The organism is Neobacillus niacini, from assembly GCF_019749295.1.
Taxonomy (GTDB): Bacteria; Bacillota; Bacilli; order Bacillales; family Cytobacillaceae; genus Neobacillus; species Neobacillus niacini_D.
The window spans coordinates 184,554-202,432 of record NZ_JACWFG010000013.1; the positions used below are offsets into that span (position 1 = coordinate 184,554).

14 protein-coding genes and 1 riboswitch are annotated in these 17,879 nt (G+C 38.9%); of the genes, 12 read left to right on the top strand and 2 right to left on the bottom strand.

The features are described from left to right. Positions 1–225 precede the first annotated feature (225 nt). The 4 genes from H0184_RS18855 (at position 226) to sigJ (ending at position 6,604) form a co-directional block, all read left to right on the top strand. Positions 226–3,996 (top strand): S8 family serine peptidase, encoded by a 3,771-nt coding sequence (locus H0184_RS18855; protein WP_221827572.1) that lies wholly within the window; start codon positions 226–228, stop codon positions 3,994–3,996. Positions 3,997–4,113: 117 nt separating this feature from the next. Further along, complete coding sequence (locus tag H0184_RS18860) at positions 4,114–5,040, top strand: LysR family transcriptional regulator (RefSeq protein ID WP_221827573.1); 927 nt, start codon at positions 4,114–4,116, stop codon at positions 5,038–5,040. 76 nt (positions 5,041–5,116) lie between these two features. Beyond that, the gene (locus tag H0184_RS18865) at positions 5,117–5,557 is read left to right on the top strand and encodes a MarR family winged helix-turn-helix transcriptional regulator (protein WP_221827574.1); all 441 of its coding nucleotides are present in this window, start codon (positions 5,117–5,119) and stop codon (positions 5,555–5,557) included. Positions 5,558–5,737: 180 nt separating this feature from the next. Next, the gene (sigJ, locus tag H0184_RS18870; protein ID WP_221827575.1) at positions 5,738–6,604 is read left to right on the top strand and encodes an RNA polymerase sigma factor SigJ; all 867 of its coding nucleotides are present in this window, start codon (positions 5,738–5,740) and stop codon (positions 6,602–6,604) included. 249 nt (positions 6,605–6,853) lie between these two features. Here the strand turns inward: sigJ and H0184_RS18875 are convergent, their stop codons facing one another. Beyond that, on the bottom strand, positions 6,854–7,333 hold the full coding sequence (locus H0184_RS18875) for a carboxymuconolactone decarboxylase family protein (RefSeq protein ID WP_221827576.1): 480 nt from the start codon (positions 7,331–7,333) through the stop codon (positions 6,854–6,856). A gap of 525 nt (positions 7,334–7,858) precedes the next feature. On the opposite strand from H0184_RS18875, the gene H0184_RS18880 reads away from it, so the two are divergent. Further along, the gene (locus tag H0184_RS18880; protein WP_221827577.1) at positions 7,859–8,296 is read left to right on the top strand and encodes a universal stress protein; all 438 of its coding nucleotides are present in this window, start codon (positions 7,859–7,861) and stop codon (positions 8,294–8,296) included. Between the two features lie 46 nt (positions 8,297–8,342). Here H0184_RS18880 and H0184_RS18885 read toward each other — a convergent pair whose 3' ends face one another. Continuing rightward, a complete protein-coding gene (locus tag H0184_RS18885) occupies positions 8,343–8,921 on the bottom strand; it encodes an HAD-IA family hydrolase (RefSeq protein WP_221827578.1) in 579 nt (192 codons plus the stop codon). A 151-nt stretch (positions 8,922–9,072) separates the two neighbouring features. Then, positions 9,073–9,184, top strand: a riboswitch (TPP riboswitch). A 199-nt stretch (positions 9,185–9,383) separates the two neighbouring features. Between H0184_RS18885 and thiM the strand changes: the two genes are divergently transcribed. The 7 genes from thiM (at position 9,384) to proB (ending at position 17,878) form a co-directional block, all read left to right on the top strand. After that, positions 9,384–10,190, top strand: a complete 807-nt coding sequence (gene thiM / locus H0184_RS18890; protein WP_221827579.1) for a hydroxyethylthiazole kinase — start codon at positions 9,384–9,386, stop codon at positions 10,188–10,190. A 12-nt stretch (positions 10,191–10,202) separates the two neighbouring features. Beyond that, positions 10,203–11,021, top strand: coding sequence for a bifunctional hydroxymethylpyrimidine kinase/phosphomethylpyrimidine kinase (thiD, locus tag H0184_RS18895; RefSeq protein ID WP_221827580.1), 819 nt, complete (start codon positions 10,203–10,205; stop codon positions 11,019–11,021). Next, positions 11,018–11,671 (top strand): thiamine phosphate synthase, encoded by a 654-nt coding sequence (gene thiE, locus H0184_RS18900; protein ID WP_221827581.1) that lies wholly within the window; start codon positions 11,018–11,020, stop codon positions 11,669–11,671. Before thiD ends, thiE begins: the two co-directional genes overlap by 4 nt. Before the next feature lie 338 nt (positions 11,672–12,009). Next, complete coding sequence (thiW, locus tag H0184_RS18905; protein ID WP_221827582.1) at positions 12,010–12,519, top strand: energy coupling factor transporter S component ThiW; 510 nt, start codon at positions 12,010–12,012, stop codon at positions 12,517–12,519. Positions 12,520–12,792: 273 nt separating this feature from the next. Further along, positions 12,793–13,716, top strand: a complete 924-nt coding sequence (locus H0184_RS18910; RefSeq protein ID WP_221827583.1) for a patatin-like phospholipase family protein — start codon at positions 12,793–12,795, stop codon at positions 13,714–13,716. Between the two features lie 470 nt (positions 13,717–14,186). Next, the gene (locus H0184_RS18915) at positions 14,187–16,439 is read left to right on the top strand and encodes an AAA domain-containing protein (protein ID WP_221827584.1); all 2,253 of its coding nucleotides are present in this window, start codon (positions 14,187–14,189) and stop codon (positions 16,437–16,439) included. A 326-nt stretch (positions 16,440–16,765) separates the two neighbouring features. Next, on the top strand, positions 16,766–17,878 hold the full coding sequence (gene proB, locus H0184_RS18920; RefSeq protein WP_221827585.1) for a glutamate 5-kinase: 1,113 nt from the start codon (positions 16,766–16,768) through the stop codon (positions 17,876–17,878). Position 17,879 lies beyond the last annotated feature (1 nt).

Genomic DNA, 17,879 nt, shown 5'->3' on the forward strand with positions numbered 1-17,879 from the left:
AGTCACTTTTTTTCGTTCTACCTTTATCCGTATTTTCCCATCTAATTTCTAGATGGTTTCAATCAAAAATGTTGTATTGTTAATGTTTCAGAATACTTATACTATTATGCTAGTCTTTAATAAATGTTAAGGAGGTCAAGTTTTTACAAATATAAAGTTGTATGAAAACCCAGCAGCTTAGAAGACTATGGTTAAAAAAAGTAAGGTGAGAGGAGCTCCCCCATTTTGAGAAATAGAAAAAATATGTTTCAACTGCCATTAAGTTTACTAGTAACTTTGATTCTCTTAAGCAGCCTTGTTTTTCCCAATCATCTAATCGCCTATGGAAATTCTGAAGAGAGAAAGCCTATATCTGCCGTAACGAACACTCCCGTCGAGAATAAGGTAGATTCTAAGCTAATTAAACAATTTAAGGATCAAAATCAAGTTACATTCCTATTAAAGTTGAAAGAACAGGTTGATACAAATCGAGTTGCAAGCCAAGCAGCAGAAAAAGCAAAAAAACAGAAACAAACTGCCGCAAGCACAGAACTTCAGGTACGCTCTGCAGTCGTTTCCTCATTACGAAATACTGCACTGGAAACACAAACGGAAGTAATGGATTATCTTCTGCAGGCAAAGGAACAAGGAAATGTGAAAAGCTTCCAATCTTTCTATGTTGTGAATGCGATTGCGGTAACAGCAACGAAAGATGTGATAGACAAATTAGCAGCATTTCCGGAGGTAGCAAAAATTCTGCCGAATGAAACGCGGCAGATCATCTCACCAATTACTCCTAAGGTAAAAGCATCCACTGAAAATACATCAACAGTAGAATGGGGTGTGGAAAAAGTCGGCGCGCCTCAAGTTTGGGATATGGGAATCGATGGAGCAGGAATCGTGGTAGCCAGTATTGATACAGGCGTCCAGTGGAACCATCCTGCATTAAAGGAAAAATACCGAGGATATAATCCAGCGAACCCCAACCAACCAGATCATCTATTAAACTGGTATGATGCCGTCGAAGGACAAGAAGCCCCGTATGATAATTTAAAACATGGTACACATACCGTTGGAACCATGGTTGGCTCAGAGCCTAATGGCGGCAACCAAATTGGTGTTGCCCCTGGGGCAAAATGGATTGCGGTTAAAGCATTTTCTGAAAGAGGCGGCAAGGATGTTGATTTGCTCGAAGCAGGGGAATGGATACTGGCTCCAAAAGATGGAGAGGGTAATCCCCATCCGGAATTAGCTCCAGATGTAGTAAACAACTCCTGGGGCGGTGGTCCAGGACTAGACGAATGGTATCTCCCAATGGTTCAAAATTGGCGGGCTGCTGATATCTTCCCTGTTTTTGCTGCGGGCAATGACGGTTCAATGGGAGACGGATCGATTGCTTCACCATCAAACTATCCAGAATCCTTCGCGGTTGCAGCAACGGACCAAAACAATGCTTTAGCATGGTTCTCTTCCCGTGGACCTGGACCATATGATGAAACAAAACCAGATGTATCAGCACCAGGGTTTAATATCCGTTCGGCTATCCCAACAAATGATTATGATCTGATGAGTGGTACCTCAATGGCAACGCCTCATATTACAGGAGTTATCGCTTTGTTAAAGCAAGCAAATGCCTCCTTGACGATTGACCAAATGGAGGAAATTCTAACAAATACAGCTATCCCATTGACAGACTCAGAATTTTCAACCTCTCCAAATTTCGGTTTTGGGCATGGATTTGTTAATGCTTATAACGCAATAAAAGATTTAAATAATGGAAATGGAAAGATTGAAGGGTTAGTCGTACATGATGGAAAAGATACAACAGATCCAACCTACCAGCATACTTCTCCTGATTTTATATACGACCAGGTCGTTTTACCATTAACAGTGGAAGTACAAGATAACATTAGTGTAGAGACCGTTGAAATTCAGTATTTGGTGGATCAACAATGGAAGACTGTAAAAGCAATGAGAACTGCAGGAGATTTTAGAAACGGTACTTATCAAGCCGTAATACCAGGTGGGGATATACACAAAGGTACATTTTCGTACAAATGGAATTTCTTAGACTATGGACAAAATCCAGTAACTTCTTCCACGTATGTCGTAGAAGTAAAGCCTGCGATTACGCTTGGGTATTTCCAAGATTTTGAAACAGTTCCCGAAGGCTGGTATTCTGAGGGAGAGAATAACGATTGGGAATGGGGTAAACCAGTTGATGGACCTGGACAGGCTCATTCAGGACAAAAAGTATATGGAACAAATGTGGATGGTTCTCATGCTCCTAATGCATCATCTTATCTCAATATGCCTCCTATCGACATACCTGAAAGTGGTAATTCATACCTGCAGTTTAAGCAGTGGTATGATTTTAGTCCAGAAGGAATTAACGAATCAGTCGATTTCGGAGCGGTCCTTGTTTCTACCGACCGCCAAAACTGGGAAATGGTAACTAGAACGGAAGCCACTAAATTTTATGAAAATGGAGTACCACTTGAGTATACTACAGATGGATGGAGGGATGCAGAAGTGGATCTATCCGCTTATGCTGGAAAGCGGATATATATTAGTTTCTATACGTTTACAATTCAAACAGGATTTGAAACCAAAGATTTTTATGGGTGGTACTTGGATGACATATCCTTAAGTGATAATCCTCTAAAAGATAGTAAAGTAAAAAAGAATCAAAAGCTAAAAGGAGAAATCCATACAAAAAAACAAACTACAAATAATATTCTTGCTCCGACGGCTGCATATGTTCAGAAAACTTCTAGTCAACCAAATGTATTGCCAATCGGTGCAAAGGTAACTTTAGTAGACTCTGGATATTCAGTTACAGCGAATCCAGCTAATGGAAAGTATTCTATGTTCCATAATGCAGGGGAATTCAATCTTCGCGCTGAGGCATATGGCTTTCAAACCATGGATCAGCAGGTATTGATTCCAAAAGACGGGATTGTTGAATCAAACTTTAATCTTAAACCTTTAGGGAAAGGAACCGTAGAAGGGATAGTCAAGGATAATACCACAGGCAGACCTATCTCGGGCGCCATAATCTCTTTAGTTGAGGATGCAGCCATTGCTCCAGTGAAAACGGATAGCAAAGGGAGATTTTCGCTAACAGCCTATGAAGGTAATTATACGTTACATGTTTTCAAGAACGATTATGTTTATCATGATTCCGATATTACACTACTGTCGAAAAAGAAAATCAAACAGAAGGTAGAATTGAAAAGGTTTATCGGCTTTCCTGGAGAAATCGCTTATGATGATGGAACAGCGGAAAATTCTTGGTTTTGGATCGGTGCTAAAAATGGCTTTGCGGTTAGAATGTCACTGGAAGAAGGAGTCACTAAATCTTGGTTGACAGGTGGCCTCTTTAAAGTAAATACTGAATTCCCGAGTCCGGGATCAACCAGGTTTCAAGTAGCAGTATATGATTCTACTGGTCTTAACGGAGCTCCTGGAAACAAAATCGCAGGTCCTATAGAGGCTGAGGCGCGTACGGATGGAGAATGGACGCATGTTGATTTGGCGGATAAAAACATTTTTGTAACAGGCGATTTCTATTTGGTTTATGTACAAGCTGATGCCGCTGCAGCAGACAAATCACCAAGTCTCTACAATGATCATGATAGTCCTTTCCATGAAAGAAATTGGTGGTTGTATAATGGAACATGGGAGCATCAGACGGACCCACAATATGGAAATGCGATGATTCGCGCGGTCATGAATAATGCAATCGTAGCACCTGTCATTGAAACACCACGAGATAATACAGTTACGAAACAAGATAAGGTTTGGGTAAAAGGGACTGCCAGCCCTTCAAGTACCGTTGTCATTCACAATAATGGTAAAAAAATAGCATCCGTCTATAGCAATAAGGACGGTACCTTCGATATATTGGTTAAATTAAAGAAAGGATTAAATTCATTAACAGCCACAGTTTTAACGAAAGAAGGAAGTACAGAACCATCTTCAACTGTTAACATTATTTTGGTTCGAGGCATATAAATTGTTGCACATGTAGAAATCTATTAAGCTATAGGAAAATCGAGAGACAGTTCACCATTTAACTTAATGCGTGAACTGTCTCTAGTAAAAAATGTTAAAGGCAGAGGGGTGAAAATCTTGGAATTAAGACAATTAGAATACTTCATGGCTTTGTGCGAAGAACTGCATTTTACAAAGACCGCTTTAAAACTAAGAATCGGACAGCCTACTTTAAGCTACCAAATGAAAGCATTAGAAGATGAACTGGGTGTTCGTTTATTTGATCGTCTAGGCAAAAAAATAGCTTTAACGGAAGCTGGTGAAATTCTCCTTGAACATAGCAAAAAAGTGTTCACTAATTTAAAGTGCGCTACAGAACAAATCGAGGAGCTTCAAAAGGTGAAAAGAGGTAAATTAGTCATTGGGGCACTATCTGGGGACCTAAGTCATATAGCATCTAAGGTACTATCAACGTTTCATGCCAAGTACCCCCACATTCAAATCCAGGTATACTCACTAGATGATTGTGTAGAAAAGCTAAAACAAAATGAAATTGATTTGGCTCTGACCATCCTGCCAAAAACAGATGAGAGCTTAATATATATTCCATTATGTGAGGAAGAGTACATTTTAGCAGTGCGTGCGGATCATATTTGGTCAGAAAGAGAAGAGGTAGAGTTTGGTGAAATTCAGAATATTCCTATCATATTAAATCCAAAAGGTCATTGTTTTAGGAAATCCCTTGATGATGCTTGTATAGCTGCCAGGATTACTATCCAGCCAATTATTGAATCAACTGATTCAAAATCAATATTAAGCCTTGTGAAGGAGGGAATAGGTGCTACGATTATATCTTCTTCACTATTTGCTCTCGAAAATGAAGGGCTATTGAAGGCAGTAAGAATAAAAAATCCAACAATCATTCGTGAGGTCACCATTGTACATCTCAAACAAAAATATATTGGAACTGCTGCAAGTGGATTTATCGAAATATTAAATAACTATATAAAAGAAAGTAGGGCATTAAATAAGTGCCTAAAGGAAAAAGAACTATCCCGAACTTGACAATATGCTAATGAAAAAGTATGTTTAGATAGTTAATAGTTAATCAATTAACTATTTGAATGGAGGTCATATCATATTGGAAAAATGGAATCTTTTTGACCAACCAGTTCTATCTATTGATGTTTTTTTAACTCTATATAAAACAAATCATCATTTGGTTCAAAAATTGGAGGAACAACTAGGTAAGTATAATCTGACTTTAGGGCGGTGGTGCTTACTAGTTATATTAAAATCAAGCGGTAGAGATATGGTTCCCTCTGAATTAAGCGACGGCCTTGCAGTCACAAGAGCAAACGTTAGTAATTTACTAAATGCATTGGAGAAAGAAGGCTGTGTCCGGAGGGATTTCGATCCGGACAATAGAAGAAGTATTCTAGTAAGTTTAACGCCAGAAGGTCATAAGACTATATCGAACGTATGGCCTATATATGAACAGACAATCTCAAAACATGTAGGCAATAAACTTACTCTGGAAGAACAAAAACAATTAAAAATTCTGTTAAAAAAGTTGGTTTAGAAGTATTGCATTCTGTCCTCTGTGAAAGGACACGTTTCTATTTAAGTTAATCGATTAATGATTAATAGTTTAATTAAATAGTATTAAATGTTTATCCGATTTGTCACAAAATTGCTCCTCATTTCGTTTTATTTGTAGACTCTCCTTAGAGGCAGCTAACAGAAGAATGGAAGTGATAAAATGCTTGAATTGTACAAACAATATAAAGGATTACTTTTTAAACTAGCATACCAACTGACAGGATCGTTTTCTGATGCGGAAGATGTTGTACATGACGTTTTTTTAAAGATATATACCGTACCTCCTGAGAAATTGACAGAACCTAAAGCCTATCTTTGTAAAATGGTAGCGAATCGATGTCGTGATATACAAAAATCTGCACGCAATAGGCGCGAACAATATTATGGTGAATGGCTTCCAGAACCACTCGCTGACGGAAATGAAGATTCAATGGAATCTGTCTTCCGTGACGATCAATTGTCATACGCGATGCTCGTGCTGCTTGAAAGACTGACACCGACAGAACGTGTAGTTTTTGTCCTGCGCGAGGCATTCGGCTTTACTTATCAAGAGATAGCAGAGATTGTTGATAAAAGCGATGCGAATTGCCGCAAACTGTTCAGCCGTGCGAGCGCAAAGATGGGGATTTCCCCTGAAGAACTTGGAAATTCAGGAGGAACCTCACAAGAGTTGGTCCATGACTTTCTAGCAGCACTAAAACAGGGTAACTTTAATCAAATCATATCAATGCTTGACCAGAATGTGGTACTACTCTCAGATGGGGGCGGCAAAGTAAAAGCGTCCTTAGAACCAATCAAAACACGAGACCATGTTGCACAGTTTCTGTTTGGTCCTCTACGACAGGCATCTATGGTCGATGGAATTTCACATATTGAAATGCTTCAAATTAATAGACAACCAGCTCTTATTCTTCGTTCAAGTGAAGGTATTCATACGGTGGGGTTGTTTCATGTAGAAAGGAATTTGATTCGAAACATATATTTTATCCGAAATCCTGACAAACTGATGCATGTAGGAACGAAGTAACTGGGCAAACACTAAAGAACCTTCCGCAGGTTCTTTTTTTATTTTATTCATGAAAATTTTTTCTCATGCAAGCAAATTTGGGCTTGTCTACAACAAAAAACCTACTTCATTATGGAAATGAAAGTAGGTTCCTTTTAACATCATTCAAAATTAAGCAGAATTACCCTGAAGATAGCCGAGCCATTCTTTGAAGAACATTGAGGTAATGCGTGCACTCCTCTATTTTTAAAGAAGAAATTTTGCTGCTTCTTACCTCAGTCCCGCTTTAGTCAGTCCAAACGCTGTGTCTGCTGAACCTGGAACAGTCTTAAAGGCTACGTTAATACGGTTCCAAGCATTGATTGCCATGATTGAGAAGGTGAGGTCTGAAATTTCCTTTTCTGACAACTGTTCGCGAACATGTTTATAAACATCATCAGGTACTCCATGCTCAGGCATCCTGGTCAAAATTTCGGTCCATGCCAGTGAAGCTCGTTCTCGTGGACTAAAAAGCGATGATTCGCGCCAAATTGAGATATGGTAAAGGCGAAGCTCACTCTCACCATGGATTTTCGCCTGTTTGATATGCATATCCAGGCAAAATCCGCATCCATTCATTTGGGAAGCTCTGATGTGAACGAGATGGAGAATTTTCTCTTCAATAGTACTTTCTTTCTCGGCATTGCTGAACTCCATCATCTTATTGAAAAATTCTGGTGATTGTTTCATGTAATTAATTCGTTGTGTCATAACTATACCTCACTTTTATAATTTTTATTATTCAATAGATTCATTATGTTTAACTCCAAACCTGTACGTAATCTTATTCGTCAAACCGACAATGCAACTATAGCTGTAATTTTTCCCTATTATTCTAACCTTGATTTCACCTCCATCTGAGCAGCTTCAAATATATAACGACGCAGCGATAGAATTTGTGACAATTCTCGATGCTGTCTTGAAAACTTGAGTGCACCTCTAGTCAATGATAGGAACATATACTTGCTGAACTTAAGTAATAAATGGATACCTATCTCATCAGATTTGCACTTCATAAATATAACGATGTCTAGAATCAATCCGTGACATGGTGCGAGACTCCGGCAGGAATAAAGCGGAATGATGTTGGTTGTCAAGAGGCACAGGAAATTGCCTCCAAGAAGAGTTATTCATAAATTGGAACAAAGTTGTCACTTTCACGAACCCACAACTAATAACGACAGACGTATAATAATAGTAAGAAATATAGTTTTTTATCTTGAGAGGATGAGTATAATGTTAACGGATTATTCAAGAATCGTAGTTGCATATGATCATTCGGAATTGAGCAAAAAGGCTTTGAAAATAGCTATGAACTTAGCAAAACAGGATAAACAAATAGAATTGATTGTACTGATGGTCTTGCAGCCTGCACGGCCTATGGTTTACTCATATGGCTATGCTTTTGATTCATATCAGGAATCTCAACGCGAGGAAGCAAATGCTGTACGAACTGAAGTTGAGCACGAAATTAAGTCGCTGCCAAATAAAACAAAAGCCGTTGTGATCGAAGGTGGTCCAGGCAATATGATTGTTCAGTATGTGAAGCAAAATGATGCTGACCTCGTCGTGATGGGAAGCAGAGGATTAAGTGGTTTGAAGGAGCTATTCTTAGGAAGCGTCAGCCATTATGTGGTCCAAAAAGCACACTGCCCAGTATTTATTGTGAAATAACAGCCGCAGCGAAAAAGCTTGTAGAAAAAGTCCGAGAGGACAGATTCTACAAGCTTTTCTTATTGAATACTATAGAATTAAATTCGTCATAGCTGTCCAGGTGAAGATCTGCTTCTATGTCCGGATTTTGAAAAGCCACGGTTTTTATTCCTAATTTTCTTGCTGGAAGTAAGTCTAATTCACGGTCACCGACGACCAAATCAATATTGTATTTTTTTAATACGTATTCATACGAAGCTGTATGTGGTTTTCTGTTGAACCCTTGTTCTTCAACGGAAACAATCTCTGAAAAATATTTTTCTAGAGAGAACTTTTCAAGAAGAAATAAGGTCGATTCCCTGTCGCGATGGGTAACAATAATATTGTGGTCAGCAGCAGATAAAACAGATTCTAAATGTTCAAAAGGAGTACTGAACTCTTTAGAGTAGCGTTTATCAATATCCTTATACGCAGGACGTTTGGATTCATCAATTCCATAATGTTTAAACGCTGTTAAAGAATCAATTTTCAGCCATTTTAAGACCTCAGCTTTATCAAGGTCGCGCTCACTTAACTTCACAAAACCTTCGACTAATGCAGGATATGTATCAAAAAGGGTTCCATCAAAATCCCATAATATATTCATGTTTATCCCTCCAACTCTTAGTTCCTCAAAAATATAACTTTAACACTAATTTTTCCTGAAAACCAGTAAACAGCTACTCTTAATAGAATTGGTAAATAATTCTTTACATATTGAATCTTGTAGACTATTATAGTAACTAATTTAATAAGACTTTATCTACTAGGGGTGCCCTGATACACGGGCTGAGAGAAAAACGATACGTTTTTTAACCCTTTGGACCTGATCTGGATCATACCAGCGTAGGAAAGTAGCCAAGTGGAAAATACTATTTTCTCTAACTATTAAGCCAGGTCCAATTATGGATCTGGCTTTTTTGTGGAGAAAAACCAGAGGGAAAACCAGAGGGACGGTTCGGTTCTCATGGTTCAGGTTAGGCAAAAAGTGTACCAAAAGAACCGTCCCCGTGGTTGCATGCAAGAACCGTCCCCATGGTTCACATGGTTCACAAGAGGAGGAAATGTTATGAATAGCAGCGATTTGAGTTCTATTTTACTAAGAGTAAGAGAAGAAAATCCGTTAGTACACAATATTACCAATGTGGTTGTCACCAATTTTACAGCGAATGGTCTTTTATCTCTGGGTGCATCTCCTGTTATGGCTTATGCTCCGGAAGAGGTAGCGGACATGGTTAGGATTTCTCGTGCCCTCGTCCTTAATATTGGGACCTTAAACAAGGATGTAGTGAATTCTATGATTCTCGCAGGTAAAACAGCCAATGAGCTTGGTATTCCGGTCATTTTTGACCCGGTTGGGGCTGGAGCCACTTCGTTTAGAACAGAAATGGCGAAAAAAGTAATAAAAGAAGTGAACATTTCTGTGCTTCGTGGAAATGGTGCTGAGGTAGCGAATGTGCTAGGGGAGAACTGGGAAATCAAGGGCGTTGATGGTGGTGCACATCAAGGCAATAGTATGGAATTGGCTCTTCGTACTGCCAAAAAGTTCAATACAATTGTCGTGATCACCGGTAAAGATGATGTTCTGACAGACGGAGAAACAACCTATCTGGTTTCAAACGGGCACCCACTATTAACAAAAGTGACGGGTACAGGATGCCTGTTAACCTCTGTGATTGGAGCATTTGCAGGAGTAGACAGCAATTATCTCCGGGCGTCATTAGCTGCGTTAACTTTCTACGGAATCGCTGCAGAAAAAGCAGTCGAACAGGTTGGGGAATTGGGGCCAGGCAGTTTCCAAATACAATTCCTAAATCAACTTGCCCTTGTTTCTTCAGACGATATCCATCGTTTTGCACAATTTAAACACGCATAAGGAGTGAGCACAGTGAAAAAAGCATTAAGTATAGCCGGCTCGGACAGCGGCGGTGGTGCAGGAATTCAAGCGGATTTAAAAACCTTTCAGGAATTAGAGGTCTTCGGGATGTCAGCTCTAACAGCTGTAACCGCCCAAAATACACTAGGAGTTCAAGCTGTATTTCCGATGACTGCTGATGCAGTCAGTAAACAAATCGAGTCAATTGGTGAAGATATGGGTACAGACGCCGTTAAAACAGGAATGCTGTTTAATGCAGAGATCATTAAAGGTGTTTCTGAGAAAATAGAATATTATAATTGGAAAAATGTAGTGGTTGATCCTGTTATGATCGCAAAGGGAGGAGCATCCTTGCTCCAACTCGAAGCTATTTCGGCGTTGAAACAATATTTGCTGCCTTTAGCGTTGGTAATTACACCAAATATTCCTGAAGCAGAGGTACTGACTGGAATGATTATTCGATCTGATGAAGATAAAAGGGAAGCTGCCAAAATGCTTTATGATTTTGGTGTTAAGAATGTAGTCGTAAAAGGGGGACATGATGAAGACCGAGATGAATCAGTAGACTTGTTGTATGATGGAAACGAATTTACAAATTTTACTAGTATAAGAGTTCAAACAAAGAACACGCATGGAACCGGTTGTACATTTTCAGCCGCTGTCACTGCTGAACTCGCCAAAGGTGTAAGTGTTTATGAAGCGGTATCGAAAGCAAAAAGTTTTATCCAAGCAGCGATTGAAGATCAACTACATATTGGTCAAGGGCACGGACCAACTAATCATTGGGCCTATCAAAAGAGAAATGAACTTAAAAGGCAGGGAATAGTATGACCATTTGCAATACAGAGAGTTTGAGAAAATCATTGAAGGTTTACTTTATCATGGGCAGTCCGAATTGCAAGGATAATCCAAGCACAGTTTTAAAAGAGGCCATTGAAGGCGGAATCACCCTTTTTCAATTCCGTGAGAAGGGAACAGAGGCGTTAACGGGGGATGAAAAGGTTTCCCTCGCTAAAGAACTCCAGCAAATATGTCGAGAGAATCAAATACCTTTTATTGTTAATGACGATATCCAATTAGCAATTGCACTTGATTCGGACGGGGTACATATCGGACAGGAGGATGAGCCCATTGAGGAAGTAAGAAAGAAGATTGGCAACGATAAAATCATTGGAGTTTCTGTACATAGTTACGATGAGGCTATAACCGCGCTACAGGGTGGAGCTGATTATTTTGGGATTGGACCTGTTTTTCCCACGAAAACAAAAGAGGATGCGAAACCGTCTAGTGGAACAAAGCTCATTGAAGAACTGCGTGCCAGAGGATTACCGATTCCGATTGTTGGAATTGGTGGAATTAATGCAGAAAATGCTGGGACTGTTATCAAAGCGGGAGCTGATGGTGTATCGGTTATAACCGCAATCAGCCATGCACCTTCTGTTATACAAGCGGCTAATGCTTTAAGAAAAAGTGTCTATTAGGGTTTTAATGGTCCTTGTGACCACAGCTCATGTATAAAACTGTCAAAGTGGTCACAACAAGGGGACTGGTGACCAAAACTCATGCATGAAACTAGCAAAGTGGTCACAACAAGGGGACTGGTGACCAAAACTCATGTATGAAACTGTCAAAGTGGTCACAACCAGGGACCTAGTGACCAAAACTCATAGATGATACTAGCAAAGTGGTCACAACCAGGGACCTGGTGACCAAAACTCACAGATGATACTAGCAAAGTGGTCACAACCAGGGGCTTGGTGACCAAAACTCATAGATGATACTAGCAAAGTGGTAATTAATAATTTGGAGGGTTTTATTTATGAGAAATACGCATAAGCTCACTTTGACCGCGATGATGATTGCGATCGGTACACTCACAAGTAATGTTTTGTTTATTCCAATTGGAGTCACAAAAGTGTTTCCAATTCAGCACTTTTTGAATGTCTTGTCTGCGGTACTATTAGGACCTTTTTATGCGGTAGCACAAGCTTTATGTGTGTCGATTCTGCGAAACATCATGGGGACTGGATCCATTTTTGCTTTTCCAGGCAGTATGATTGGCGCTTTACTTGCTGGACTTCTCTTTATGAAAACTAGAAAGATTTATATGGCTTTTTTTGGTGAGGTAATCGGAACAGGTATCCTCGGAGCGATTCTATGCTATCCGATTGCAACTCTATTAATGGGTCAAGAAGCAGCGCTATTTGGATTTATTCCGTTATTTATTTTTAGCTCGATTGCGGGTGCACTAATTGGCGCTATGATTCTTTCTATTTTTTTAAAAAAGAAAATAGCAGTCTTTACACAAAAAGAAACTACAGTAAAATAATTCTAGAGAAAAGTGTCCTGCACCGCAGGTAGACAAATGTCTATTTACGGTGCAGGACACTTTTTTATCAAAACTCTGATTTGCTTGACTAGGGATTAATCCCCAACTTAGCTATTCAATAAATAGGTAATGTGATTTGTTTTATTTTATTCCTATTAAAAGTTGTTGTTATCGCTTTAAAGTTCTAATAGTTATTTGTAATATTGAGAGTATAGATAAAGTTTATATGAAAATAGTGCAGTTTGATGGCTCTTATCGTGAGGTGATTTATAATTGAAGGCTGATGCAGTTTTTGAAGGCGGCGGAACTAGAGGCATAGCTTTTGTTGGAGCAATTGAAGCAATGGAAGAGGAAGAGGTAGAATGGCAAAGATTAGCTGGGACATCAGCAGGGGCCGTAATTGCTGCTCTTTTGGCAAGCGGCTACAAAAGCTATGAAATTAGAAAACATCTAAGTGACCTTGATTTATTAAAGCTGCGAGGTAGGACTTTCTTGAACCAAATTCCTATATTTGGCAGCTTACTTGAACTAATGTTTAATCTTGGAATCTATAAGAATGATTATTTAGAAACATGGGTGGATTCACTTCTTTCCAAAAAAGGCATAAAGACATTTGCCGATCTTCCAGATGGAAAGTTAAAGATTATTGCTTCTGATGTTTCGAATGGGCAAATGCTTATTTTACCTGATGATTTGGTACGCTATAGGTTAACTCCTGCGGATCTAAAAGTTTCAACTGCTGTGATGATGAGTGCCTCTATTCCATTTTTCTACCGTCCGGTTATTTGGAAATCAAAAGACTGTAACAAATCCTACATTCTAGATGGCGGGTTACTTAGTAACTTCCCAATTTGGATATTTGATACGGACAACCCTTGTTTCCCAACGTTTGGCTTCCGATTTGTGAAAGATAAAGTTAACATAAATGCTGTTATACCAACACCTCTACACCTTTTCAAAAATATTTTTAAAACGATGCTTCAAGCCCATGATTTACGACATTTGAACGAAGAAACAAAAGAACGCACGATTCAAATTCCGACTGGGAACATCAACGCCACTGATTTTAACTTAAAAAAGGATGAAATCGATTTTCTATATCATTCAGGCTATACTTCCACAAAAAACTTTTTATCCAAGTGGGACTTTGAACAATATAAGGTCAAAAGAATGCAAAAAGCAAAGAAGGAATTATAGGAAGAAAATTCCATAAAAAGAAACGCCATTTTCTGGAAGGATTATTTCTTTTAAACATAAAAAAGTGAAGTCCGCCTGAGCTAATGGACTGACCCGTTGACAAGAGACTTAGAAAAAACACCTATGCTGCCTGTCCCCGATATTCCAGTGGGGACAGGTAGTTTAATTTTGCCTTCAACTTGTACAACGAATTGCGGCTCCAACTCCTTTCGACTATTCATCCGACACTCTGAAAATTCCTTTCCTTTCCATGTGTTTCCAGTTATATTTTTATCGAGGATATTTTTTTAAAATGACAAAATACTTGTTTGCTAGGTTTCCTATAATAGGTAAAAAGGCTTAATAGAAAACGGTGAGTATCACTATTTTTGATATTCGGTGATTTATTTTTTTGGCGTAATCATGCTATAGTAGATTAACCATGAAAGCATTACGTATATTAAGAAGTTTTTTATTAGAAGGATGAAAAAATGACGAAGACTAGAGAGTACATAAAAGAGTGGCAGCAGGCACTCCAAAATGAAATTATTCACTTAAAAAAATATGGCAGTAACAAATACAGAGTTACGAATGGCAGACTACTTTCCAATGATGGTACGTTTACCTATTATTTCGATACTGCCTTCTCATTAAAAGTTCCTGTTGGATCTTCCATCACACTCACATGGGGAGGAATAAAACAAAGTGGACGAATCCTTTCATCTGAGGGAAAGGGGATAATCATTCAATTAGAACAAACGTTAGGTGATTTAATTCCGGAAGCATATATCAATCACGATCCTTGGGAACTGCTTGAACAACTCATTGAACGGTTAGATGAAATAAGCAAAAGCAAGCAAAAACGAGTAAGAGTCAATCGATTGATGAACCCCTCGATGCCGGCAAAGCATCCTAATGAAAAGATAAAAAGCAATGTCCATGAATTGGTTTTACGCTCAAAGTACAATCCGATAACCTTTGTATGGGGGCCTCCCGGAACAGGTAAAACCTATACATTAGCACGTGTTGCCGCCAATAAATACTTTCAAGAAAAAACAGTTCTCATCCTTTCACACAGTAACCAAGCAGTGGATGTATTAATTAGAGAAATCTCAGGATTTATTAGGAAGAAAGAGCGTTTTCGAGTAGGTGACGTACTTCGGTATGGATATAATACTGGTGTGGCGGAGGATAGCCAAGAAGTGCTTACGACCAGTCAATTGCTCAAGAAGCAAGAACATAGTCTAGTTGAAGATAAAGATGCATTGATGGAGGAAAGAAAGAATTTAAAACAGGATTTAGCTCGCTCCTTTAGCAAACGTGACTCCAATCAGCTATTAGAGCTTGAGAAAAAGCTGTCAAGAGTGTTAGAAAAAATTCGCCAAAAGGAAATAGAGTTCGTAAAGGATGCATGGGTAGTGGGGTCTACGCTTGCCAAAGCTGCTAGTGATCCAGCTATTTATGGCAAGGAATATGACGTTGTCATACTCGATGAAGCCAGCATGGCCTACGTTCCACAGGCAGCTTTTGCTGCTTCACTTGGCAAAAGAGTAATCATTTGCGGCGATTTTAAACAATTACCCCCCATTGCATCTTCAAGGGATTCACTCGTCACAAAGTGGCTAAAAGAGGACGTTTTCCATCGAGCAGGAGTAGCTGATTGGGTTCGAGCTGGCGAACTTCATCCGCATTTATTTTTATTAAAAGAACAGAGAAGAATGCACCCAGATATCTCTGCTTTTACGAATCAATACGTTTATCATTCACTCGTTGGTGACCATGAAAGTGTAAAAAAAAGCAGAAATGAGATTGTAGAAAAATATCCTTTTTCAGGACGTGCAGCCATCCTTTTAGACACAAGTTATATGGGCGCGTTTTGTTTAAATGAAAAAAGCTCTAACTCAAGGTCAAATATCTGGCAGGCTTTGATTTCTTTTCAATTAATCCACGAATCCTATTTAGGTGGAGCCAGGTCGATTGGTTTTGTGACACCTTATCGGGCACAAGCCAATTTAATGGAACTATTACTACAGGACTTATATGCAAAAGAATTGTTAACTGCAGATATTATCTCTGCGACTGTTCATCGTTTCCAAGGCAGTGAAAGAGATATTATGATCTTTGATACAGTCGATAGCGACCCGCAGGAACGTGCAGGTATGCTATTAACTGGTAAAGATAGTGAAAGGTTAATAAATGTTGCCATTACTAGAACAAGAGGGAAGTTTATTCATGTCTGTAATCATTCCTTTATTCGGAAGCATGTCTACAATCGAAAAACAATTCGACAGCTGGTTGAGCATCAAGAAAGACACCAGCAAAGTGTTAGGACGAAGGATATTGGAACGTGGATAAAAAATCAGCTCCCAAGATTACAGTGGATACATGCATTAAAATTGGAGAAGGTTTTTAGGGATATTGAAAATGCCCGATCTTCTATTGTCATTTCATTGCCGGTTACTACTGTATTATCTGAAGAATGGATTACTGCGTTAGTAAACCGCAATCTGTCCGTCAAGCTAACAATAATCTCAGACAAATATTGGCCGGAATTAAATTCAGACACCTTTCATGAAGAAGGGTTGAATTTCCCATTTATCATTGTTGATCACCATATTTTGTGGCTTGGATTACCATTAGAAAGAGGAAAAGGGATACAACCACCTTATATCGCTGCAAGATTAGATTCACAAAAGGTGTGCGAAAATCTAGTTGCACAGTATTTAACGAGTGAAAATTGGTAATAAAATTAAATTTTCAAAAAACAGTCTTGACATTTCACCTTTTTCTATAGATAATAATTAAAATTACAAAATGTTAATGGTATGGGATTAGTAAACTTCGGAACGTGATAGAGAGTGAAACCCAAAGGCTGTAAGGTTTCTCACGGAAAAAAGATTGAACCTGCCCTGATCACACCGCTTATGCAAACATAAGCCGTCTTCCCTCGTTACGGAGTTAAGTGGATGCTTAGGCATCAATTAAGGTGGTACCGCGGAATGACTCTTCCGTCCTTTTTATAAGGACAGAAGGGTCGTTTTTTTATTTTATAAAGAGGGGTAAGAGTAAGATGAAGAAACAACTCGTAGTTGTAAAAATAGGAAGCAGCTCTCTAACAACACCATCAGGTACTATATCTGAAGAAAAAATCCGTGACCACATCGAGGCACTTGCCCATATAAAAAAACAAGGTCACGATGTCATCCTTATTTCATCTGGTGCAGTAGCCGCAGGCTTTGGAGCACTAGGGTACCCGGCACGACCAAAAAGTGTTGCAGGTAAACAAGCAGCTGCTGCAGTTGGACAGGGATTATTAATGCAGCATTATATTCTACAATTTAAAGAGTTTGGAATTGTACCAGCTCAAATTCTATTAACGAGGGAAGACTTTTATAGTCTAGAACGTTTTCACAATCTATACAGTACGATTTCAGAACTGCTTCAAAGGGGCGTTTTGCCGATTATTAACGAAAATGATTCAGTCTCGATTGAAGAATTAACGTTTGGTGACAATGATATGCTTTCTGCACTAGTAAGTGGATTTTTACATGCAAATGCTTTGATTATCTTAACAGATGTAAATGGGTTATATAACGGTAATCCAAAAGTTGTTAAGGATGCAAAGAAGTATGACTTTATTCCAAGAGTTTTTGATGAACTTTTTGAAGAGGCCGGAGAAAGCGGTTCTTCTGTTGGTACAGGAGGAATGAAATCGAAGCTTTTGGCAGCTAAGAAGGCTCTGTCCTTCGGTGTTAGTGTCTTTGTCGGAACAGGCAATGGGACAGAAAAACTTTCAAATATATTAGAAGGTAAGGGTGACGGAACTTATATTGGAGGCTCCTTCCAAACCCAAATGCAAATGAAAAAACAATGGATTGCCTTTCATTCTCAACCTGCCGGGATTGTGGAAATTGATGATGGGGCAGAAGCAGCCATAGTTACAAATGGAAAGAGTCTGCTCCCTGTCGGTGTTACGAATGTTATTGGTGATTTTAATGCAATGGATGTTGTTGAAGTACACAATCAAAGAGGAGAATTAATAGGCAAAGGTCAAATCTATTATTCTTCAAGAAATCTTCTAATGGTAAAAGGATTACCCGGGGAGAAAACAAGAAATTTTTCAATCAATAAAAGAGCAGAAGTAATCCATCGTAATAACTGGGTTAGTCTGCCAGAGGAGTGAT

Excerpts from the sequence above, each read along its gene's own strand:
- sigJ (WP_221827575.1), top strand. The coding sequence starts at position 5,738 with ATGCTTGAATTGTACAAACAATATAAAGGATTACTTTTTAAACTAGCA.
- H0184_RS18875 (WP_221827576.1), bottom strand. The coding sequence starts at position 7,333 with ATGACACAACGAATTAATTACATGAAACAATCACCAGAATTTTTCAAT.
- H0184_RS18880 (WP_221827577.1), top strand. The coding sequence starts at position 7,859 with ATGTTAACGGATTATTCAAGAATCGTAGTTGCATATGATCATTCGGAA.
- H0184_RS18885 (WP_221827578.1), bottom strand. The coding sequence starts at position 8,921 with ATGAATATATTATGGGATTTTGATGGAACCCTTTTTGATACATATCCT.
- thiM (WP_221827579.1), top strand. The coding sequence starts at position 9,384 with ATGAATAGCAGCGATTTGAGTTCTATTTTACTAAGAGTAAGAGAAGAA.
- thiE (WP_221827581.1), top strand. The coding sequence starts at position 11,018 with ATGACCATTTGCAATACAGAGAGTTTGAGAAAATCATTGAAGGTTTAC.
- thiW (WP_221827582.1), top strand. The coding sequence starts at position 12,010 with ATGAGAAATACGCATAAGCTCACTTTGACCGCGATGATGATTGCGATC.
- H0184_RS18915 (WP_221827584.1), top strand. The coding sequence starts at position 14,187 with ATGACGAAGACTAGAGAGTACATAAAAGAGTGGCAGCAGGCACTCCAA.
- proB (WP_221827585.1), top strand. The coding sequence starts at position 16,766 with ATGAAGAAACAACTCGTAGTTGTAAAAATAGGAAGCAGCTCTCTAACA.